General features: G+C 72.1%; 19 protein-coding genes and 1 pseudogene. 10 read left to right on the top strand and 10 right to left on the bottom strand.

Features of this window, described 5'->3' with window-relative positions; all coding sequences use genetic code 11:
- Window positions 1-19: 19 nt before the first annotated feature.
- Complete coding sequence (locus OG718_RS37475) at window positions 20-514, bottom strand: DUF4260 family protein (RefSeq protein WP_328846301.1); 495 nt, start codon at window positions 512-514, stop codon at window positions 20-22.
- A gap of 194 nt (window positions 515-708) precedes the next feature.
- Between OG718_RS37475 and OG718_RS37470 the strand changes: the two genes are divergently transcribed.
- Complete coding sequence (locus tag OG718_RS37470; protein ID WP_143631417.1) at window positions 709-1,488, top strand: MerR family transcriptional regulator; 780 nt, start codon at window positions 709-711, stop codon at window positions 1,486-1,488.
- The gene (locus OG718_RS37465) at window positions 1,485-2,198 is read left to right on the top strand and encodes a hypothetical protein (protein WP_328846300.1); all 714 of its coding nucleotides are present in this window, start codon (window positions 1,485-1,487) and stop codon (window positions 2,196-2,198) included. The genes OG718_RS37470 and OG718_RS37465 overlap by 4 nt, the downstream gene beginning before the upstream one ends.
- Here the strand turns inward: OG718_RS37465 and OG718_RS37460 are convergent.
- Complete coding sequence (locus OG718_RS37460; RefSeq protein ID WP_328846299.1) at window positions 2,149-3,591, bottom strand: RNB domain-containing ribonuclease; 1,443 nt, start codon at window positions 3,589-3,591, stop codon at window positions 2,149-2,151. The genes OG718_RS37465 and OG718_RS37460 overlap by 50 nt on opposite strands.
- Before the next feature lie 113 nt (window positions 3,592-3,704).
- Between OG718_RS37460 and yaaA the strand changes: the two genes are divergently transcribed.
- Window positions 3,705-4,487 carry a peroxide stress protein YaaA gene (gene yaaA / locus OG718_RS37455; protein ID WP_328846298.1) on the top strand — a complete coding sequence of 261 codons (783 nt, stop codon included), beginning with the start codon at window positions 3,705-3,707 and terminating at the stop codon, window positions 4,485-4,487.
- Window positions 4,488-4,600: 113 nt separating this feature from the next.
- A complete protein-coding gene (eda, locus tag OG718_RS37450) occupies window positions 4,601-5,257 on the top strand; it encodes a bifunctional 4-hydroxy-2-oxoglutarate aldolase/2-dehydro-3-deoxy-phosphogluconate aldolase (RefSeq protein ID WP_143631425.1) in 657 nt (218 codons plus the stop codon).
- Between the two features lie 85 nt (window positions 5,258-5,342).
- Here eda and OG718_RS37445 read toward each other — a convergent pair whose 3' ends face one another.
- The 4 genes from OG718_RS37445 to OG718_RS37430 all read right to left on the bottom strand — a co-directional run bounded on the left by OG718_RS37445 (window position 5,343) and on the right by OG718_RS37430 (window position 9,381).
- Window positions 5,343-6,596 carry a bifunctional RNase H/acid phosphatase gene (locus OG718_RS37445; protein WP_328846297.1) on the bottom strand — a complete coding sequence of 418 codons (1,254 nt, stop codon included), beginning with the start codon at window positions 6,594-6,596 and terminating at the stop codon, window positions 5,343-5,345.
- Window positions 6,597-6,647: 51 nt separating this feature from the next.
- On the bottom strand, window positions 6,648-7,391 hold the full coding sequence (locus OG718_RS37440) for a zinc ribbon domain-containing protein (RefSeq protein ID WP_186001015.1): 744 nt from the start codon (window positions 7,389-7,391) through the stop codon (window positions 6,648-6,650).
- The gene (locus OG718_RS37435; RefSeq protein WP_328846296.1) at window positions 7,388-8,227 is read right to left on the bottom strand and encodes a Nif3-like dinuclear metal center hexameric protein; all 840 of its coding nucleotides are present in this window, start codon (window positions 8,225-8,227) and stop codon (window positions 7,388-7,390) included. The genes OG718_RS37440 and OG718_RS37435 overlap by 4 nt, the downstream gene beginning before the upstream one ends.
- A gap of 110 nt (window positions 8,228-8,337) precedes the next feature.
- Window positions 8,338-9,381 (bottom strand): ABC transporter substrate-binding protein, encoded by a 1,044-nt coding sequence (locus OG718_RS37430; protein ID WP_328846295.1) that lies wholly within the window; start codon window positions 9,379-9,381, stop codon window positions 8,338-8,340.
- A gap of 285 nt (window positions 9,382-9,666) precedes the next feature.
- Between OG718_RS37430 and OG718_RS37425 the strand changes: the two are divergent.
- A pseudogene (locus tag OG718_RS37425) lies at window positions 9,667-10,884 on the top strand (hypothetical protein); the annotation flags it as partial.
- Between the two features lie 1,050 nt (window positions 10,885-11,934).
- Window positions 11,935-12,111 (top strand): hypothetical protein, encoded by a 177-nt coding sequence (locus tag OG718_RS37420; protein ID WP_328846294.1) that lies wholly within the window; start codon window positions 11,935-11,937, stop codon window positions 12,109-12,111.
- A gap of 82 nt (window positions 12,112-12,193) precedes the next feature.
- On the opposite strand, the gene OG718_RS37415 is transcribed toward OG718_RS37420, so the two are convergent.
- The 3 genes from OG718_RS37415 to OG718_RS37405 all read right to left on the bottom strand — a co-directional run bounded on the left by OG718_RS37415 (window position 12,194) and on the right by OG718_RS37405 (window position 15,272).
- Complete coding sequence (locus tag OG718_RS37415; protein ID WP_328846293.1) at window positions 12,194-13,147, bottom strand: 3-oxoacyl-ACP reductase; 954 nt, start codon at window positions 13,145-13,147, stop codon at window positions 12,194-12,196.
- A 53-nt stretch (window positions 13,148-13,200) separates the two neighbouring features.
- Window positions 13,201-14,277: a Zn-dependent alcohol dehydrogenase gene (locus OG718_RS37410; protein WP_328846292.1), complete on the bottom strand. Its 1,077-nt coding sequence runs from the start codon at window positions 14,275-14,277 to the stop codon at window positions 13,201-13,203.
- Window positions 14,278-14,396: 119 nt separating this feature from the next.
- Window positions 14,397-15,272, bottom strand: coding sequence for a MaoC/PaaZ C-terminal domain-containing protein (locus OG718_RS37405; RefSeq protein WP_328846291.1), 876 nt, complete (start codon window positions 15,270-15,272; stop codon window positions 14,397-14,399).
- 303 nt (window positions 15,273-15,575) lie between these two features.
- On the opposite strand from OG718_RS37405, the gene OG718_RS37400 reads away from it, so the two are divergent.
- The 4 genes from OG718_RS37400 to OG718_RS37385 all read left to right on the top strand — a co-directional run bounded on the left by OG718_RS37400 (window position 15,576) and on the right by OG718_RS37385 (window position 19,398).
- Window positions 15,576-16,544 carry an ABC transporter ATP-binding protein gene (locus tag OG718_RS37400; protein WP_443055369.1) on the top strand — a complete coding sequence of 323 codons (969 nt, stop codon included), beginning with the start codon at window positions 15,576-15,578 and terminating at the stop codon, window positions 16,542-16,544.
- Window positions 16,544-17,263: an ABC transporter permease gene (locus OG718_RS37395; protein WP_328846289.1), complete on the top strand. Its 720-nt coding sequence runs from the start codon at window positions 16,544-16,546 to the stop codon at window positions 17,261-17,263. The genes OG718_RS37400 and OG718_RS37395 overlap by 1 nt, the downstream gene beginning before the upstream one ends.
- Window positions 17,264-17,278: 15 nt before the next feature.
- Window positions 17,279-18,565 carry a sensor histidine kinase gene (locus OG718_RS37390; protein WP_443055211.1) on the top strand — a complete coding sequence of 429 codons (1,287 nt, stop codon included), beginning with the start codon at window positions 17,279-17,281 and terminating at the stop codon, window positions 18,563-18,565.
- Window positions 18,566-18,765: 200 nt separating this feature from the next.
- Complete coding sequence (locus OG718_RS37385) at window positions 18,766-19,398, top strand: response regulator transcription factor (protein WP_143632831.1); 633 nt, start codon at window positions 18,766-18,768, stop codon at window positions 19,396-19,398.
- A 137-nt stretch (window positions 19,399-19,535) separates the two neighbouring features.
- On the opposite strand, the gene OG718_RS37380 is transcribed toward OG718_RS37385, so the two are convergent.
- The gene (locus OG718_RS37380; RefSeq protein WP_143631450.1) at window positions 19,536-20,972 is read right to left on the bottom strand and encodes a DHA2 family efflux MFS transporter permease subunit; all 1,437 of its coding nucleotides are present in this window, start codon (window positions 20,970-20,972) and stop codon (window positions 19,536-19,538) included.
- Window positions 20,973-20,987: the final 15 nt, after the last annotated feature.

Genomic DNA, 20,987 nt, shown 5'->3' with positions numbered 1-20,987 from the left:
AACTGGGGTGCCCTGCCGGTCAGTCACGCTGGAAGCCCTCCTTCGTCCGCAGGCCGTAGCCGAAGGCGCGATCGTACGAGATGTGGGCGAGCCAGCCGCACAGGGCCGCGAAGGCCGGGGGCCAGGCCAGGGCCGGAGGACCGAGGGTGTAGAGGGTCATGAGGGCCAGCGGGACGAGGGCCCGGTGGGCGGTGTTGTAGTACGGGACCGCGCGGGGCTGGAGCCTTCCCTTCGCCATGCCGCGCGCGTCGCCGATGCCGACCAGGAACGTCAGGTCGGGCGCTATGAAGAGCGCGACGGCCAGCAGCCCCGCGAGCCATCCGTGGTTCACGGCTTCGAGCACTGCGAAGGCCGACCAGAAGAGGCCGTTCAGCAGCCAGGCGGTGCGGCGGGTGACCGAGAGGGCGCGGCGGCCTCGGGGGGCGGGGACCCTGCCGGCGACGTCAGTCGTGTCGGCGTGCGTGGTGTCGGCGGTGCTGGGCGCGGTGATCGTGCTCATTGTTGCCGTGTTCATTGATGCCTCCTACGGCTGGGCGGCCGTTCGGTTGGGCTGTCCGTCGGGCTGCCCGCGGACATTCGGCTAACGTCGTTAGCCACGACCGTACGGCTAACGGTGTTAGCCGTCAAGGGCTGCCCATGGCGCCCGGAGGCCCGCCGGGAAAGCCGTCCGCTTGACCTTGCCGCAACGTCAACGTTTCTACTGAGGGCATGCGGATCGGAGAACTCGCCGCGACCGTCGGCGTCACGACGCGGACCGTCCGGCACTACCACCACCTCGGGCTGCTGCCCGAACCCGAGCGGCGCTCCAACGGCTACCGCGACTACGGCCTGCGACACGCGGTCGTACTCGCCCGGATCAAACGGCTGACCGAGCTGGGGCTCGGTCTCGCCGAGGTACGGGACGCCCTCGCGGACGACGCGGGGCGCGATCTCACCGAGGTGCTCGCCGAACTCGACGACGACCTGGCGCGGCAGGAGGCGGCGATCCGGGAGCGGCGGCTGCGGTTGCGCGCCCTGCTGGACGGGGGCGGACTGCCCGCCGAGGGGCCCGTGTCTCCCGAACTTGCCGCGATCTTCGGCGAGTTGACCCGGCACCCGGAACCGGCGATGGCCGCGAAGGACCGCGAGATGATCGCCTTCCTCGAAACGGTCGCGGCCCCGGGGGACCGTGAGCGGCTGCTGTCCGCGATGCGTGCCGCCGCGGACGTGCCCGGCGTCCTGGAACGGACGCACGAGGCGTACGCGCTGCTCGACGCGCTCGTCGACGTCGACCCGGCCGACCCGCGCGTCGAGGAGGCCGCCCGCACCCTCGCCGACTGTCTCCCGGACGAGGCTCTGGAGGGCATGGGCCTCGGTCAACTCGACCTGGAAGGAACCGACATGACCGGCAACGGCAGCTTCTTCCGCGCCTTTCTCGACGACTTCGCCCCCGCGCAGGCCGCGGCGGTCCGCCGGACGATCGAGCTGCTCGTGGAGCGTGCGCGATGAGCGCGGCGGACACCGTGACGACGGCGGCCGGCGCGCCGCCGACCGGGGCCTTGCGGACCGTGCGGGCCGTGCGGGCCGTGCGGGCCATCCGGCAGCTCGTCGCCCACGAGGTGCGGCTGCTGGCGAGCATCGCCCGGTGGGTGGCCCGGCGGCCGCACGGCATCGGGCACGGACGGGCCTTCTCGTACGGACGCGGCCAGGGCGCGATGATGTTCGGCTTCGGTTTCGTGTGCGTCCTCGAAAGCGCCTGCATGGCGGTGCTCCTGCGGAACCATCCCGCCGTCCACCGGGTCGTGTTCATGCTCGACGTCTACACACTGCTCCTGGTGGTCGGCATGCACGCGGCGTCCGTGACCCGTCCGCACGTGCTGGACGACACGGGAGACGAGGCCGTCCTGCGCGTCCGCCGGGCCGTCCACGTCGACCTGCGCGTTCCGCTCGCCGCGATCGCCTCCGTACGCCGGGAGTTGGTCACCACGCACGAGAAGCGCGACGGCCGGCTCGACCTGGCCATCGGCGCGCAGACCACGATCACACTCGAACTCTCCTCCCCCGTACGGCACTTCACCTTCCTCGGGCGCCCCAAGGACGTACACCTGATCCGCTTCCACGCCGACGAACCCGAGGCGCTGGTACGGGAGATACGCACAGCTCTGGAACTTACGCGGGAGCGAACAGCACCTTCGCCGAGCCCGGGTCGGCCTGTGTGAGCCGTACCCGCAGCCGCTCCCCCAGCGGCAGCGTCGCGGGCCCCTCGCTCCTGATGCGGGCGACGACGGCGGGGGACTCCAACTGGACGGTTCCCACGGTGGGTTCGCGTTCCTGTACGTCCACGACGGTGCCGTCGAAGAGTTCGCCGACGCGGTCCTTGAGCAGGGCAGCCTCGACGATGTCGACGCACTCGCGCTCGACCGTGCCCGCGCGGCGGGTGCCCTCGGCCATCCGCTTCGGCAGATCGTCGAGGGCGGCGAGCACCCACTCCGGCGGTTCCTCCCCGGCTGCCGCCGCCAGGCACAGTTCCGAGGCACAGCGGTCGACCAGGCGCCGGAGCGGGGCCGTGCAGTGCGTGTAGGGCGCGGCAACGGCTGCATGCGTGGTGAGGTCCGGGGTGACGCCACCCCGGAAGACCGTGTAGCCCGCGCCGCGCAGCAGCGTCGTGCACTCCTGGAGGAAGGCCGCGTGGTGGGGCAGGTGCGGGTCGAGGGAACGGATCAGCTCGGCGTACGAGACGTGGTGCGGCCAGTCGATGCGCAGCGCCCGCGCGGTACGCCGCAGCCGGCCGACAGCACCGTCGGGCGCGGCCGGGAGCGTGCGCAGCACACCCGTGCCGTACCCGAGCATCAGCTCGGCCGCGGCCATGCCCGTGAGGAGGGAGATCTGCGCGTTCCACCCGTCGGCGGGAAGCGGGGCGCGGTAGGCGAGTTCGTACGTGCCGTCGCGCTCGGCGATCTCCTGCTCGGGGACGTTCAGGGAGATGCCGCCGCGGGCCACCTCCTGTCGTTCGCGGAGGAGTCCGATGTCCTTGAGGAGGACGAGCGGTTCCTCGGCGGTGCCCGCGTCGAGCTGCTTCTGCACGGACTCGTAGTCGAGCTTGGCGCGGCTGCGGACGAGGGCTCGGCGGACGTCGGTGCCCGTGGGGCGGCCGTCCGCGTCCAGGTCGATGGTCCACAGGACGGCCGGACAGGTCTGGTCGGGCAGCAGGCTCGCGACCCCCTCGCTCAGTACCGGCGGGTGGAGGGGGATCTTCCCGTCCGGGAAGTAGAGCGTCGTGACCCTGCGGTGTGCCTCCCCGTCCAGGAGACCGCCTGGTACGACGAAAGCCGCGACGTCCGCGATGGCGTACCGCACGCGGTAGCCGTCCGGGCGGCGGGACAGGTGCATCGCCTGGTCGAGGTCGGTGGACGTCGGCGGGTCGATGGTGAAGAGGGGGATGTCCGTGGCGTCGTACGCCGGAAGCGTCGGTTCACGGGCGGCCCGTTCCGCCTCGGCGAGCACCTGCGGCCCGAAGGCCTCGGGCACGTCGAGTTCGGTGCGCAGTGCGCGCAGCGCGGCCCGCAGGGGCGCCTCGGCTGCGCCGGTCACACGTATCTGGCGGCGGGGCATAGGGCGAGCGTATGGCGGGGTGGGGCGAGCGGCACCCCGTAGGCTTGCGCGTACCCCTCTCACGTACCGAACGCCGTACCGATGCCGTACCGAACGCCCCAGGGAGAACCGCCGTGCTTGTGCTGCTGCCGCCGTCCGAAGGAAAGGCTCCCTCCGGGCGGGGCGCGCCGTTGAAGCCGGAGTCGCTGTCGTTGCCGGGGCTCGCCGAAGCGCGGCAGGCGGTGTTCGAGGAACTCGTCGAACTCTGCGCGGCCGACGAGGAGAAGGCCCGCGAAGTGCTCGGACTGAGCGAGGGCCTGCGCGGCGAGGTCGCCAAGAACACGGAGCTGCGGACCGCGGGGGCGCGGCCCGCCGGGGAGATCTACACGGGGGTGTTGTACGACGCCCTGGACCTGGCCTCGCTCGACACGGCGGCCAAGCGGCGGGCCGCGCGCTCGCTGCTCGTCTTCTCGGGGCTGTGGGGTGCGGTCCGGGTGACGGACCGGATTCCTTCGTACCGCTGCTCGATGGGTGTGAAGCTGCCGGGCCTCGGGGCGCTGGGCTCGCACTGGCGGGCGCCGATGGCCTCCGTGCTCCCCGAGGTCGCCGGGAACGGGCTCGTGCTCGACCTGCGGTCCTCCGCGTACACGGCCGCGTGGAAGCCGAAGGGGGAGGTCGCGGGGCGCACGGCGAGCGTACGGGTGCTGCACGCGCCGACACGGAAGGTCGTCAGCCACTTCAACAAGGCGACCAAGGGCCGCATCGTCCGCAGCCTCATGCAGTCCGGTGCGGCGCCTTCCGGGCCCGCGGAGCTGGTGGAGGCGCTGCGCGATCTCGGGTACGTGGTGGAGACGGCGGCTCCGGCGGGAGCGGGACGGGCCTGGGCGCTGGACGTGCTGGTGGACGAGATTCACTGAGTCCGCGGGACGCCTTGCTCAGCATTCAGGCGGCTTGTCAGGCACGCGAGCCACCTGTTGCAGCATGCGCAACGGGCTTTGCGCATGCTGCGGGGCGCGGGCAGGATGAGCGCATGGTTTCGTCCCTGCCCTCCTCACCGCTGTCCTCGTCCGTGCTCGAACTGGCGCCCGTCGTCCCCGTGGTCGTCGTCGACGATGTCGCGGACGCCGTGCCGCTGGCCCGCGCGCTCGTCGCGGGCGGGCTGCCCGCGATCGAGGTGACGCTGCGGACGCCGGTGGCGCTCGACGCGATCCGGGCGATCGCCGACGGGGTCCCGGAGGCGGTGGTCGGGGCCGGCACGGTCATCTCGCCGGAACAGGTGGCCCAGTCGGTGGCCGCCGGGGCGCGCTTCCTGGTGAGCCCCGGCTGGACGGACGTACTGCTCGATGCGATGAAGGCATCCGGGGTGCCGTTCCTGCCGGGGGTCTCCACGACGTCTGAGGTCGTGGCGCTGCTGGAACGGGGCGTGAGCGACATGAAGTTCTTCCCGGCCCAGGCCGCCGGCGGTACGGCGTACCTCAAGTCCCTGGCCGGGCCGCTCCCCCAGGCCCGCTTCTGCCCGACGGGGGGCATCGGCCCCGCTGTCGCACCGGAGTACCTGGCCCTGCCCAACGTCCTGTGCGTGGGCGGCAGTTGGATGCTTCCCCCGGATGCGATCGCGGCCGGGGACTGGGCTCGGGTGGAGTCCTTGGCAAGGGAGGCCGCGAGGTTGGGGCACGCCCCGAGCTGAGGCGCGCCCCTTTCAGGGGCGCGGGGAACTGCGCGATCAACCCCCACGGCCCGCAGCCAACCAACCACCCGGGCCCAACCGCCGCTCAGCGCAACGCAGACGTCTCGTTGAGAAGACGCACACTCGCGTTGCCGTCCGCGTAATACGCCACCACCGACAGCGACGCCGCCGACAGTTCCATCCTGAACAGGGCCTCCGGCGGGGCGCCCAGGGCCAGCCGTACCAGGGTCTTGATCGGCGTGACGTGGGAGACGAGAAGTACCGTGCGGCCGGTGTGCGCCGCGAGCAACTTGTCGCGGGCCGCGCCCACCCGGTGGGCCACCGCCTCGAAACTCTCGCCGCCGCCGGTGGGTTCGGCGTCCGGGGAACTCAGCCAGGTGCTCATGTCGTCCGGGTAGCGCTCGCGGACCTCGGCGAACGTCAGCCCCTCCCAGGCCCCGAAGTCCGTCTCGCGGAGCCCGTCCTCGATCCGTACGTCCAGTCCGAGCCGGGCGGCGACGATCTCTGCGGTTTCGCGGCAGCGGGTGAGAGGGGACGAGATGACGTCCTGCACGGTCCCGCGTGCGGCGAGTGCGGTCGCGACGCGGTCGGCCTGGTGGCGGCCCGTGTCCGACAGGGCGGGGTCGCTGCCGCCGCTTCCGGAGAACCGCTTCTGGGGGGTCAGGGGGGTCTCGCCGTGCCTGAGCAGTACGAGGGTGGTGGGGGTGCCGAGGTCTGGAGGCGTGCCCCCTGCGGCGGCCGGTGCCTCGGAGGCCACGTTCCGTGCGGCTCGGATGTCGTCGGTGTGGGGGGTGGTGGCGGGGGTTGTCCGGCTGCGGGGCGGTTGTGGCTGGTCGCGCAGTTCCCCGCGCCCCTTGACGGGCGCCGCCGGCCTCGCGGCGTGACCCGCGTCCAGGTCCGCCGTCGACTGCGACGGCGACCACTGTTCGCCGCGCTTGCCCGCGTCCATGGCCTCGTTGGCCAGGCGGTCCGCGTGTTTGTTCTCGGCGCGGGGGATCCACTCGTACGTGACCTGGTCGGCCGGGAGGATGGAGCGGGCCTCGGCTGCCAGGGGGCGCATGGCGGGGTGTTTGATCTGCCAGCGGCCCGACATCTGCTCGACCACGAGCTTGGAGTCCATGCGGACCCGCACGGTGGCCGTGGGGTCGAGGTCGCGGGCCGCGCGGAGGCCCGCGACGAGGCCGCTGTACTCGGCGACGTTGTTCGTGGTGACACCGAGGTACTCCGCCGCCTCGGCCAGCGTCTCCCCCGTCGCCGCGTCGATGACCACGGCTCCGTAGCCCGCGGGCCCCGGGTTTCCCCGGGAACCCCCGTCCGCCTCGACGATCAACTCGCGCAAGCCGAAGCTCCTTACAGACCGGAACAGGCCTCGAAAGACCCCTGCAAACGCCTACAGACCCGACTCCGACGTACGGATCAGGATGCGGCGGCAGTTCTCGCAGCGCAGGACCGTGTCCGGGGAGGCCGCCTTCACGTCGTTCACCTCGGTGATGTTGAGCTCCAGGCGGCAGCCCTCGCAGCGGCGCTGGTAGAGGCGGGCCGCGCCGACGCCGCCCTGCTGCTCGCGGAGCTTCTCGTAGAGCTTGAGCAGGTCGGCGGGGACGGAGCCCGCGATGACCTCGCGCTCCTTCGTCGCCGACGCGGCCTCGCCGTCGAGCGTCTCCTGCGCGGCGTCCCGGCGGGCCGTCGCGTCGTCGATCTTCGACTGGACGGAGGAGACCCGCTCGGTCAGCTCGGCGACCCGCTCCTGCGCGGACTCGCGGCGCTCCATGATCTCCAGGACGACGTCCTCCAGGTCACCCTGGCGCTTGGCGAGGGAGGCGATCTCGCGCTGGAGGTTCTCCAGGTCCTTGGGGGACGTGACGGCGCCGGAGTCGAGGCGCTGCTGGTCGCGGGAGGCGCGCTGGCGCACCTGGTCGACGTCCTGCTCCGCCTTGGTCTGCTCGCGGGAGCAGTCGCTCTCCTCGGTCTGCGAGGCTACGAGCAGGTCGCGCAGCTGCGTGAGGTCCTTGGTCAGCGACTCGATCTCGGCGTGCTCGGGCAGCGACCTCCGCTTGTGCGCGAGCTGCTGCAGGCGGGCGTCGAGGGACTGGACGTCGAGAAGTCGGATCTGGTCGGCGGGCGCGGCGTTCAGTTGGGGGCTCCAGGTGAAGGGGAGTGGGAGTTCCACGGGTCGGTGACCGTCTTCGAGACGTGGACCCGCAGGTCCCAGCCGTGACGGTCGGAAATCTCGTCGAGCTGGGCGGCGGCCAGCTCGCACCAGGGCCACTCGGTGGCCCAGTGCGCCGCGTCGAGCAGCGCGAGGGGACTGTGTGCGCGGGCTTCCGACGCCGGGTGGTGGCGCAGGTCCGCGGTGAGGAAGGCGTCCACGCCGGCGGCGCGTACGTCGGCGAAGAGGCTGTCGCCCGAGCCGCCGCTGACCGCGACGGTCCGCACCAGCGCCTCGGGGTCGCCCGCGACGCGGATGCCCTGAGCGGTGGCGGGCAGCCGTTCGGCGGCGCGGGCGGCGAACTCGCGGACGGTCAGCGGGTGGTCCAGCTCGCAGACCCGGCCGAGGCCCCGGCGGCCGTCGGCGTCGGTGGGGTCGGGCACGAGCGGGCGTACGACGCGGAGGTCCAGGGCTCCGGCGAGGGCGTCGCTCACGCCCGGGTCGGCGCGGTCGGCGTTCGTGTGGGCGACATGCAGCGCGATGTCGCTCTTGATGAGGGTGTGCACGACGCGGCCCTTGAAGGTCGAGGCCGCGACCGTCGTCGTACCGCGCAGATAGAGCGGGTGGTGGGTGACGAGCAGGTCGGCGTCCAGCTTCACCGCCTCGTCCACGATCTCCTGGACCGGGTCGACGGCGAAGAGTACGCGGGAGACCTCCTGGTCGGGGTCTCCGCAGACCGTCCCGACCGCGTCCCAGTCCTCCGCGCTCGCGGGGGGCCAGAGAGCGTCGAGCGCGGCGATGACTTCAGACAGACGGGGCACGAACAAAAGGCTACCTGCCTTGTGTCCGTGCCCCACCGGTCGCGGGCTACTTGACCAGCTGTGACCGGGCGACCCCGCTCCAGCCCTGGCTCGAGCCGAGCTGCCGGGCCCTACTTGGCAAGGAAGCCCTTGAGGTCGTCGAGGACCTCGCCGGCCGCGGTGACGCCGAGGCCGAGGTACCAGGTCTCGTCGGGTACGTCCTTGGCCTGGCCGTCCTCGACCGCGCCGAGCTTCTTCCAGAGGGGGTTGTCCTCGGCGGTGGCGCGGTCGGTCTTCTTGGCGTCGCCGTAGACGCCGGTGAAGATCCAGTCGGCGTCGGCGTCGTCGATCCTCTCCGGGCTGATCTCCGCCGCGAGGTCGTTGATCTGCTGGTTCTTGGGGCGCGGGATGCCGACGTCCTCAAGGATCGTGCCGATGAAGGACGCCTTGGCGTAGAGGCGGATCATGCCCGGCATGTAGCGGAGCATGGTGACGGTCGGCTTGTCGGGGCCGAGTTCGTCGCCGAGGGCCTTGGCCTTCTTCTCGTACGCGGCGAGCTGGGTCCTCGCCTCGGCGGTCCTGTCCAGCGCGGCCGCGTTGAGGAGGTAGTTCTCCTTCCAGGTGAAGCCCGGGCGGATGGAGAACACGGTGGGGGCGATCTTGGAGAGCTGCGGGTAGAGCTTGGCGGCGCGCAGCTCGCTGCCGAGGATCAGGTCGGGCTTCAGGCCCGCGATCGCCTCCAGGTTGAGGGCGTTGATCGTGCCGATGTCCTTGGGGCTGCCCGCGTCCTTCTTCAGGTACGAGGGAATCCCGGCCGAGCCCTCGGTGGGCGCCCAGCCGACCGGCTGCACGCCGAGGGAGACGACGTTGTCGAGCTCGCCGACGTCGAGGACGACCACGCGCTTGGGCTCGGCCTTCAGCTCGGTCTCGCCCATGGCGTGCTCGATCGTGCGGGGGAACTCGCCGGCCTTGGCCGTGGTCCCCATCTTGGCCGTCTCCTCGGCCGCCTTCGCGAAGTCCTCGCCGCCCGTGGCGACGGACTTGCTGCCGGCGCCGTTGTCGGACTTCCCGGAGCCGGAACCCGAGTCCGAGTCGCCCGACCCGCAGGCGGCGAGCGAGAGAGCGGCCGCCACGGCGAGGGCGACGGCGGCGGAACCGCGGCGTCGAAGGGACATCAGGCACACACTCCGGTGGTTCATGGTCTGGTTCAGGCTGCCGCCCGGGCTCGGGCCCGAGCCGGCACGCGAGAGCACGGCGGGGAACTCAGGAACCCCACAGGCAACGCTCAAGCGCCACTTAGGCAGCCCTAACCATAAACCGCCCCACCCCCGCTCAGCACACCCGCCCCCGTTCCCTCAGGCGAATCAGAAACGGGCCACTCTTATGTGTGAAGCGGTCACCTGCTGGTCCCACGCCTGTGCGTGCGAAAACTAGGTTTCGTGGCCGGAGGTGACCGAACGATGACGGCCTGTGCCTCCCCCGAGGTCTCGACTTCGCTCGAGCAGGGGGGAACCCCATCGTCCGCGGCGGTGAACGAGAACGAGTGGGCCGCGGTAGCAGGGTGCGTGATCACCGTCGACGGGTCGTACGCGGCCCGCCTGGCCCGGAGCGGCGACTCCTGGTTCCCGGAGCGCTGGACACTGGACGGCCCCGAGCCCTACGCCGTGCCACTGCCCGGCAACCAGCCGGAGGAGCCCGGCACGGAAGTGCTGCCGATGGCGGACGGGCGGGTGCTCATCCACCGTCTCGTCGACGGACGGCACACGTTCTCGCTGCTGTATCCGACGGGCCCGGGGACGGGTGAGGTACTGCTCGGCGCGGTGGAATGCCCGGACGTGGGCACGGAGTTGCGGCTGCTGCCACCCGCTCCGGCCGGCACCCGTGCGTACGCCCTTGCCGTGGGCCGGGGTTCGACGGCCGTGTGGCTGGTCGCGGGCGGCGCCTTCGGGCCCGAGCATCTCGCGGAGGTACCGGGCCGCTGCTCGGGCGGGGTGTGGCTGGGCGGCAGCGACCGACTGCTCGCGCTGGACCGGGAGTTGGACGGCCGGACCAAGACGGTGGTCGTCGATCTGGAACGCGGGGGCGAGGTGTCGCCGCTGTTGCAGATCTCCGAGCGGAGCAACGACCGGCTGCTGCTCGCGGACGCCGACAGCGGGCTGCTCCTGATCCGCTCGGACGCGCCCACTCCCGGCCAGGAACGGCTCGGCTGGGGCGTATTGGGGAGCACGCTGCCGGTGCGCTTCCCGGAGTACCTGCAACTGCCGGGCCGCGCGGTCACTCCGTTCGCGATCCAGCCGGGGCAGGTACTGACGCCGGAGAGCTGCGCGGTCGCCCTGCGGATCGGCGGGCCCTCGGGCAGCTGGCTCGGCGTGTGGCGTCCCGCCGAGCGGTATCTCCATCAACTGCCCGCGCCCAATGGCTGGTTGGCGGGCTCGGGCCAATGGACCAGGGACGGGGTGCTCCATCTGCCGTACGCGACGGGGACGGTGCCGTGCGGCGTGTCACGGGTGGGAGCACCCACGGGGACGGGGGACGGGGGCCCGGGGGATCCGGACCGTACGGCTGAGGCGCGGGGGGACGCGCCACGGGGGCCGTCGGTCATGGGTCCCCCGGAGCCCGCGGCGACCCGTCCCGTACCGCTCCAACAGGCGCCACTGACGGGACGCCTGATGGCGAACGCGTTCGCGGGCCGCAGGTTGGCACAGGCCGCGGGACCGGGAGCGGGAGCGGGACGGTCAACCGGCCCGGGTGCGGGGCCGGTTGGAGCGGCGGACGGCACGGGCTGGGTCGCCGCCCGAGCCCCGGAGCCGATCCGCAGGGAGGGCACGGGCTGGACCGCGGTCGAAGGCACGGGGCCGGTGAGCGCAGGCTGGACCGCCGTCGAGGACACGGGGGAATCGGGTGCGGGCTGGACCGCCGTCGAGGACACGGGGCAGTCGGGTGCGGGCTGGACCGCCGTCGACAGCACGGGGCAGTTGGATGCGGAGGGCGCGGGCAAATCGGCCGCGGAGCACACGAGCCGTGAGACCGCCGAGAGTGCAAGCCCCGTGCCCGGTGCGGTCACCGGCCACCCGGGCGCGGAGCGCACGAACGGCGCGAGCGCCGAGGGCTCAGGCCGTGCACTCGTCGAGGGCGTCAGTGATGTAGCCGCCGGAAACCCCCTGCACATGGTCCCGGCGGACACGGAGAGCACCCTTCTCCTGGTCCCGATCGACCCGGAAAGCTCCGGCCCCATGGCCGCCGAGGGAATCGGCGAGGCTCCCGCTGAAAGCATTCGCCCAGCAGTCCGGAGGACAGTCCAGACGGCGGATCAGGCGGCGGGCCAAGCGGCGGAACAGCCGTCAGCCCAGCCGGAGATGCGGCCTGCGATTCAGGCGGCGGTTCAACCGGTGGTCCAGCCGGTGGTTCAGCCGGTGGTTCAGCCGGTGGTTCAGCCGGTGATCCCGCAAGGCGCTCCTTCTGGAATCCGGCCAACCCCGCCCTCGACCCCAGCCCCTCCCCCCGCACCGGCCCCGCTCCCGGTGAACCCATTCCAAGTCGAGCAGGTGAGTACCGAGTGCCCGCCGGCCCTCCGCGCTCTCCGGGTGAGCGCCGAAACGACGCCCCCTTCCACCCCCCTCAAAGTGACCACCGAGTAGCCCCAACCACCCCTCAGCACTGTCACACCCGCCCGTTAGACTCGCCCGCGCTGTACCGAAGGATCTTGTTGACACGGGGTGATTTTCCACATGAGCGACACGAGCACCATGGAGACGACGGCCACCGACCCGCGGGCGACGGTGGCCCAGGCAGCAGACGACGGTGGCCACGGCCGGCACCGGGGGCCCGTCTCCGCGCAGGAGGGCGAGGCGACCCCTCGCGGCCGGCACCGCAAGCCCCCCGAGCACGGCGACACGGGGGCCTGACGACCTCAGGTCCGGAGCGTCACACGGCCCCGCCCGACACTCGTCGGGCGGGGCCTTTCCGTGCGAGCGGCGCCATGACCGTTCACTCGTGCTTGAGTCCCAGCACCTCCGCCGCCGCGAACGTCTCCCCCGCCGGCCGGTCCGCGTAGTGCGGCGTGAGCAGCGCGTCGAGTTCGTCGTACGTGAAGGCGTCCTGCTTGGTGTCGAACTTGGCGGCCACCCGCGGCCGTTCGACGACCGCGACCATCCCGCCGTGCACGACCAGGAGCTGGCCGTTGACGTGTGCGGCCGCGGGCGCGGCCAAGTAGCCGACGAGCGGGGCGACATGCTCGGGAGCGAGCGGGTCGAGCCGGTCCTCGGACCCGTCATCCGCCGGTTCCTGGAAGCCCGCGAAGACGTCCGCCGTCATCCGGGTCCGGGCGCGCGGGCAGATGACGTTCGCCGTGACGCCGTACTTCGCGAGCGCCAGCGCCGTCGAGGTGGTGAGCCCGACGATTCCGCCTTTCGCGGCGGCGTAGTTGGGCTGTCCCGCGGAGCCCGCGAGGAACGCCTCCGAGGAGGTGTTCACGATCCGCCCGTACACCGGCGCGTCCGCCGCCTTGGACCGGGCCCGCCAGTGCGCGGCCGCGAAGTGGGTGGTGTTGAAGTGGCCCTTCAGATGGACCCGGATCACCGAGTCCCACTCGTCCTCGGACATCGAGAAGACCATCCGGTCGCGCAGGATGCCCGCGTTGTTGACGAGGATGTCCAGCTGTCCGAACTCGGCGACCGCCAACTCGACAAGTTCCCGGGCCTGTTGGTGGTCGGCCACGTCCCCGGTGTGCGCGACGGCGCGACCGCCCGCCGCCCGGATCCCGGCGGCGACCTCCTCGGCGGGCGTGGCGGACGCGGCGCCGGAGCCGTCCCGGCCGGGCTGTCCGAAGTCGTTGACGACGACGGCGGCACCGAGCCGGGCCAGCTCCAGCGCCTCCGCCCGGCCCAGGCCGCGGCCCGCACCCGTGACGATCGCGGACCGGCCCTCAAGTGGCAGTGACATCAAGGTCCCTTCAGCCGTCGGTAGCCAGAAGATCGGGAGGTCGGATCAGGAGGTCAGATCTCGATGCACGTACGCAGCGCCACACCCGTACGCATCTGGTCGAGCGCCTCGTTGATGTCGCTCAGCGGCACCCGGTGGGTGATCAGCCCCTCCAGGTCGATGCGCCCGGCACGCCAGAGCGCGACGGTCCGCTCGTACGACCGCAGGACATCCCCGCCGCCGTACATGGACGGCAGGATCCGCTTCTCGTCGAAGAACAGCTCGAACATGTTGAGCTGGAGGTGGTCGTCCATGGCGCCCGCGCCGACGACGACCAGCGTGCCGCCGCGGCGGGTGTTGTCGTACGCCGTGCGGGCGGTGGCGGAGCGGCCGACGACCTCGAAGACGTAGTCGAAGCCCTCGCCCGCGGTCACCGACTGCTTGACGTCGGGGAGTTCGTCGGGCGAGACGGCCCTGGTGGCGCCGAACTTCAGCGCGGCCTCGCGGCGGGAGGCGACCGGGTCCACGGCGACGATCTCGGCGGCGCCCTTCAGCCGGGCGCCCTGGATCGCGGAGATGCCGACGCCTCCGCAGCCGATGACGGCGACCGACGAACCGGCTTCCACGTCGGCGGTGTTGAGGGCGGCGCCGAGTCCGGTGGTGACGCCGCAGCCGATGAGGGCGGCGATGTCGAAGGGCACGTCGTCCGGGATCGGCACGGCGCAGCCCGCGTCGACGACGACCTCCTCGGTGAAGGTCCCGGTGCCCGCGAAGCCGAACACGTCGCCGCCGGGGCGCTTGAAGTTGGGCGTGCCCGCGTTCATGAACCCGGCGAGACACAGCTGGGTCTGGCCTCGCTTGCAGGCGGGACAGACGCCGCAGGCGGGCAGCCAGCAGACGACGACCCGGTCGCCGGGCTTGACGTTGGTGACGCCCTCGCCCACCTCGAGGATCTCGCCCGCCCCTTCGTGCCCGGGGACGAACGGCGCGGGCTGCGGCAGCACCCCGGCCATCGCGGAGAGGTCCGAGTGGCACAGGCCGGTGGCCCGCACCCGGATCCTCACCCGGCCGGGTCCGAAGCCCGTCGCCTCGACGTCGTCGAGTATCTCCAGCTTGTCCTGGCCTATCTCGTGCAGTACGGCTGCGCGCATGGTGCGGCTCCCCTCGGAAACGTACGTACGACACTCAGGTGTGCCGACACTCGGATGCGGGACTCACGGCTCGCGTGCGGGACGGCTCAAGTGCGGGGCTTGCGGCTCGGGTTCAGGGCTCAGTTGTGCTCCACGACGGTGTCGGCGAGGACCGGTGCGTCGTCCCGGTCGGCCGCGCCCACCGTCACGCGGACCGTGCCGTCCCCCTGCCACATGCGGATGCGCAGGGTCTCGCCCGGGTACACGACCCCGGCGAAGCGCGTGGCGTAGGAACGGACCCGGCCGACGTCGCCGCCGAGTGCCGTGTCCACGACGGCCTTCAGCGTCATCCCGTACGTGCACAGTCCGTGCAGGATCGGCCGGTCGAACCCGGCGAGCTTGGCGAACTCGGGGTCGGCGTGCAGCGGGTTCCAGTCGCCGGAGAGCCGGTACAGGAGCGCCTGGTCCTCACGGATCGCGCGCTCGACCGTTCTGTCGGGCTCGCCGGTCGGCGGTTCGGGGCGGGTGGAGGGGCCGCGGTCGCCGCCGAAGCCCCCTTCGCCGCGTACGAAGATCTGGGCGTCGTTCGTCCACAACGGGCCCTCGTCGTCGGCGACCTCGGTGCGCATGACGAGGATGGCGGCCTTGCCCTTGTCGTAGACGGCCGCGATCCGCCCGGTTGCGGTCGCCCGGCCCTCGACGGGGATCGGGCGGTGCAGCGTGACGGTCTGGCCGCCGTGCAGGACGTGCGCGAGGTTGACGTCGATACCCGGCATGGAGAGGCTGTTGATCACGCCCGGTGAGCCCGCGCCCGCGACGGTGGCGAAGCTCGGCAGCACGTGCAGCCGCGACTCCAGGGTGTAGCGCAGCTCGTCGGGGTCCGTGGCGGGACTGTCCTTGTCGGGGTTCGCGCCGGCGCCGAGGCCGAGGTGGTAGAGCTGGACGTCCTTGTGACCCCAGGCGATCCCGGCGGACCGGGGCTCGGCCGCGAGGGCCTGGGCAACGTCGATGGGCATGGGGCTCCTGACTGCTGGCGGGGAAGACCCCGGTGCGGCCGTCCGCACCGTCGGCCGCACCGAGGTCGACACTGAGCCGAGGAACCCGCCTGTTCTAGAACGCGTTCCAGTCCGGCGACCCCCTGTATAGCTCAGGGTCCGGCACATGTGAAGACTCCTGACGGCATGTCAGATGGGTGGCACGGACGCGGCAGTGACATTTGTCCTGCCCGAGTCCGTACATTGCGCATCTGCCCCGCCGGCCCCCGGATTCGTAGCGTCGTACCCATGACGAAGACGGGGACGAGGGCGGGGACGGGGACGATGGCCGACACGACGGAGACGGCGGAGACGGCGGCGGACACCAGGGCGGGCGGGGCCGCGGACCAGGCCGTTTCCTTCGCGGGGGTGGTCAAGGCCTTCGGTGCGGTGCGGGCCGTGGACGGTGTCGACCTGGAGATCGCGCGCGGCGAGACGGTCGCCCTGCTGGGCCGCAACGGCGCGGGCAAGTCCAGCACGATCTCGCTCCTGCTGGGCCTGAACGAGCCGGACGAGGGCGTCGTACGCCTCTTCGGCGGCACCCCGGAGGAGGCCGTACGGGCGGGACGCGTGGGCGCGATGCTCCAGGACGGCCGGCCGGTGCCGCGGGTGACGGTGGGCGAGCTGGTCGGGTTCGTGGCGGGTACGTATCCCGCGCCGATGCCCGTCGCCGAGGCGCTGGAGCTCGCGGGCATCGCGGAGCTGGCCGGGCGGCGCGTGGACCGGCTCTCCGGGGGCCAGACGCAGCGGGTGCGGTTCGCGGTCGCGCTCGTCGGGAACCCCGCGCTGATCGTGCTCGACGAGCCGACCGCGGCCTTGGACGTGGAGGCGCGGTACGCCTTCTGGGACTCGATGCGGGCGTACGCGCGGCGCGGTCACACCGTCCTCTTCTCCACCCACTACCTGGAGGAGGCGGACGCCAACGCCGACCGGATCGTCGTCATCGACCACGGGCGGATCGTGGCCGACGGCACCGGTGAGCAGCTGAAGCGGGCCGCGGGCGGCAGCCTGGTCGCCTTCGACCTGGCCGGCTCCGGGACGGACGGGCTGGCGGCCCTGCCCGGTGTGGTCTCCGTGGAGGTGCGCGGGGACCGGGCGCGGTTGCGGACCGACGACTCGGACGCGACGGTGATCGCGCTCGCCGAGCGCGGCGCGATACGCGCCCTGGAGGTCGCGCCGGCCTCGCTGGACGACGCGTTCCTCGCCCTGACCTCCTCCGACGCCCCTGCCCGTACCTTCCTGGAGACGGTGTGATGCTCGACTATCTGCGGCTCGAAGTGCGCCGGACACTGCGGGACGTCGGCTTCATGATCGGCGGTGTCCTGATGCCGACGCTGATGTATCTGCTGTTCACGAACCTCGGTGACGGCGCCGACAGCGACTGGCGGACCGTCTCGATGATCGGCATGGCCGCGTACGGCGCGATGGGCTCGGCCCTCAACACCGGCGGCGGGGTCGCCGAGGACCGGAGCATCGGCTGGCTGCGGCAGCTGCGGATCACGCCGATGAGCCCGCGCCAGGTCGTGATGGGCTGGGCGCTCACGGGTGCGGTGACCGTGCTGCCCGCGATCGTCGCGGTCCTCGTGGCGGGCGGTCTGGTCAACGGCGTACGGCTCGACGCCTGGAAGTGGGCGGTGATCGCGCTGCTGCTGTGGCTCGGCTCGATCCCCTTCACCCTGCTCGGCCTCGGCAACGGCTACCGGCTGACCGCGCAGGCCACGGGCGTGATGAACATGGTGTGCAACCTGACGCTCGCGGTGGTCGGCGGCCTGTGGTTCCCGCTGAGCCTGTTTCCCTCCTGGCTCCGGTCCCTGTCCGCCTACACGCCCACGAACCGGTTCGCGCAGCTCGGCACGTCGGTCGCCGACGGGCACGCGCCCGCCCTCGGGGCGGTGCTGGTGCTGACCGGATGGCTGCTGGCCTTCGGCTCGTACGCTGTGGTCTCGTACCGCAGGACCGCACGGACCGTCTGAAAGGGGGCTGAGGACATGTCGTGGTTGCGCAGGGTCAGCTGTCAGATGTCCGCGTGGCAGGAGTCACGGACGGAGTGGAAGGCCGACCGGGACGCGTTCGTGGTCGACCAGAAGGCCGTACGGAAGACCGGGAAGCTCCCGGAGCACCTGGGCCCGCCGCCCAGCGGTTTCGCCCTGCTCCCCTGGCTCCTGATGGGCATGGGCGCCTTCTCCAACCTCTTCCAGGGCAAGACCCCGAACCCGTGGATCGGCGGCATCGGCCTCCTCGTCTTCAACTCCCTCTACATCCATGTGGTGTTCCGGGCCTTCACCAAGGAGGCCCGCGAGGCCCGCTCCACCCGGGGCGCGCTGATCGCGCTCGGCATCGTGACCTGCCTCCTCGGCGGCCTGTACGGCGGGAGCTGGCTGCTCTTCTTCCCGCTGCTCGGCCTGGCAGCGGGCGCGATCGTCCGGGGACGGTGGCTCGGCAGGACAGGCATCGGGCTGAGCGCGCTCGCGGGAGTCGTGGCCGGATTGCGGGACGGCTGGGGCGCGGTGAACGTCGCGTACGGCACGTTCCTGTCCACCATGGTGACCGCGGCGATCCTGTCCCTGTCGGACGCCGTACGTGAACTGCGCGCGGCCCGCGAGGAGCTGGCCCGCCAGGCGGTCGAGAAGGAACGCCTTCGCTTCTCCCGTGACCTGCACGACCTCCTCGGCCACACGCTCTCCGTCATCGTCGTGAAGTCGGAGGCGGCCCGTCGGCTCGCGCCCCGCGACATGGACGCGGCCCTGGTCCAGGTCTCCGACATCGAGTCGGTGGGCCGCCAGGCCCTCACGGAGATCCGCGAGGCGGTCACCGGCTACCGCGAGGGCAGCCTCGCCGCGGATCTCGAGCGCGCGGGATCGGCCCTGCGGGCCGCCGGTATCGAACCGGTCGTCCGTCAGTCCGGGCCGCCGCTCGCCGCCCAGACCGAGGTCCTGCTCGGCTGGGTCGTCCGCGAGGCGGTCACCAACGCGGTGCGCCACAGTGGCGCGGGGCGCTGTGAGATCACGGTGGATGGTTCGGCGGAGCATGTGCGGCTGCGAGTCACGGACGACGGCCGTGGGGTGCCGCCGCCGGCCGCGCCGGAATCGGCCGTGCCCGGCATCGGCGGTACGGGTCTGAAGGGGCTGACCGAGCGGCTCGCGGCGGCCGGGGGGTCGTTGGAGGCGGGGCCCGGTGCGCGGAACGGGTTCACTGTGGCGGCGGAGCTTCCGGTGGATCCTGGGGAGCGAATGAGTGTGCCGGAGCTATCGACTGGGCGCGTGCCCAGCCGGTAGCTCCGCTGGGGTGTGATGTTCGGCTGCGGCTGGGTGGGGGTTGCTCGCGCAGTTCCCCGCGCCCCTAAAGACAAAAGGCAGGGGCGCAGCCCCGCTTTCAGGGACGCGGGGAACTGCGCGACCAGCCCCCACCGGGCCCGCAGCCATCAACGCACCCCCGGCGGAGCGCTGACGCGGCCTACTCTGAGCCCGTGAACGAGATGCCCCGGGATCACCGGCCCGCCAAGTCCATCCGCGTTCTGCTCGCCGAGGACCAGGGGATGATGCGGGGCGCCCTCGCCCTCCTCCTCGGACTGGAGGCGGACATCGAGGTCGTGGCGCAGGTCGGGACGGGGGACGCGATCGTGGGGGCGGCCCTGGAGTCGCGGCCTGACGTGGCACTGCTGGACATCGAACTGCCCGGGATCAGCGGCCTGGACGCCGCCGCGCTGCTCCGGGACGAGGTGCCCGACTGCCGGGTGCTGATCCTCACCACCTTCGGCCGGCCGGGGTATCTGCGGCGGGCCATGGAGGCGGGCGCCGCGGGGTTCCTCGTCAAGGACGGGCCCGTGGAGGAGCTGGCCGAGGCGATCCGCCGGGTGCTGACCGGCGAGACCGTCATCGACCCGGCACTCGCCGCGGCCGCGCTGGGTGCCGGGCCCAATCCGCTCACCGCCCGTGAGTGCGACGTACTGAAGGCCTCGGTGGACGGCGCGACGGTCGCCGACATCGCGTCCAAGCTCCACCTCTCCGAGTCGACCGTCCGCAACTACCTCTCGTCGGCGATCGGCAAGACGGCGACGCGGAATCGCATGGAGGCCATGCGGGAGGCTCGCCAGCAGGGGTGGTTGTAGGCGGTTCGTCGTCTGCGGGCCGTCTGTGGTTGCTCGCGCAGTTCCCCGCGCCCCTAAAGACAAAAGCCAGGGGCGCAGCCCCGCTTTTAGGGGCGCGGGGAACTGCGCGACCAGCCACAGACGGCCCGCAGCGAACCTCAACCCCGCCCCACAACCCCCCGTGGCAGCCACACCAGCATCAGCACAACACCCACAAGCAGCACACCCCCACCCGTGCGGAACACCAGCGCGTACCCCTCCGTCAGTGCCTCCGGCGAAACCCCACCCCCGGTCCGCGCCGCGGCGATCGTCGACATCACCGACAGACCGAGCGAACCCCCCATCGTGCGGGACGTGTTGATCAGCCCCGACACCAGCCCGGCATCCCCCGGCTCCGCCCCCGACGTGGCGAGCGCGGCGAGCGGCGTCGCGGAGAGCCCGGCACCGAGCATCATCAGGATCCCGGGGAACATGATCGCGGTGAGATACCCGCCGTCGGCGGTCATCGTCGACTGCCAGCCGAACCCGGCGGCGGCCACCAGCGCCCCGAGCACGGCGACGTTCCGCGCTCCCACAACCGGCATCAACCGCGGCGCGACCTTCGAGCCGAGGATCACCGCGAGCGAGCTGGGCACGAGTGCGAGTCCGGCGTCCAGTGGGGAGTAGCCGAGCACGTTCTGCGCGTACAGCGTCATGAAGAACCACATGCAGAACATCGCCGCGCCGCACAGGAACATCGCCACGTTCGCCGAGGACACGGACCTCAGCCGGAACAACTTCAGCGGCATCAGCGGTGTCTTCGTCCGCGCCTCGACGAGCACGAACAGCCCGATCAGGGCGGCCCCGGCGGCCAGCGGCACCAGGGTCGAGGCCGAGGTCCACCCCTCGGCCTCGGTCTGCACGATCCCGTACGCGAGGGTCGCGAGGCCGGCCGTCACGAGCAGGGCTCCCGGCAGGTCGATCCGCCGTCCGCCGCCGGCCCGGCTCTCGACGAGCCAGAACAGGGCGCCGGCCAGCACCACCGCGCCTATGGGCACGTTGATCAGCAGGACCCACCGCCACGACAGGCCGTCGACCAGGACCCCGCCGACGAGCCCGCCCGCCGCGCCGCCGCCCCCGCCGACGGCGGTCCAGGTCGCGATGGCCCGCGCGCGTGCCGCGCCCTCGGGTACGGCCGACGTGAGGATCGTGAGTGTCGAGGGCGCGAGCACCGCCGCACCGAGACCCTGCACGGCCCGTGCGGCCAGCAGCTGCCAGCCCTCCTGGGCGAGCCCGCCCGCGAGCGAGGCCAGCGTGAACAGCGCGAGCCCGATCAGGAACATCCGCTTGCGGCCGTACAGGTCACCGGCCCGCCCGCCGAGCAGCATGAATCCGGCGAAGGCGATCGTGTACGCGTTGACGACCCACTGGAGCCCAAGGGCGCTGAGCCCCAGGTCGGCCCGCATCGACGGCAACGCCGTATTGACGACGGACACATCGAGGACGACGAGGAACTGTCCCGCGCAGGCGAGTGCGACCACCATCCAGGTGGGCGGCGCGGAACGACCGGACACGGGTATCTCTGCGGCGGTTCTGAGCGAGGGCATGGGTGTCATGCTCGCAGCGGCCCG

Source organism: Streptomyces sp. NBC_00258 (assembly GCF_036182465.1).
Lineage (GTDB): Bacteria > Actinomycetota > Actinomycetes > Streptomycetales > Streptomycetaceae > Streptomyces.
Note: the sequence above shows the minus strand (reverse complement) of the source record. Positions and strands in the feature narration are given on the sequence as shown.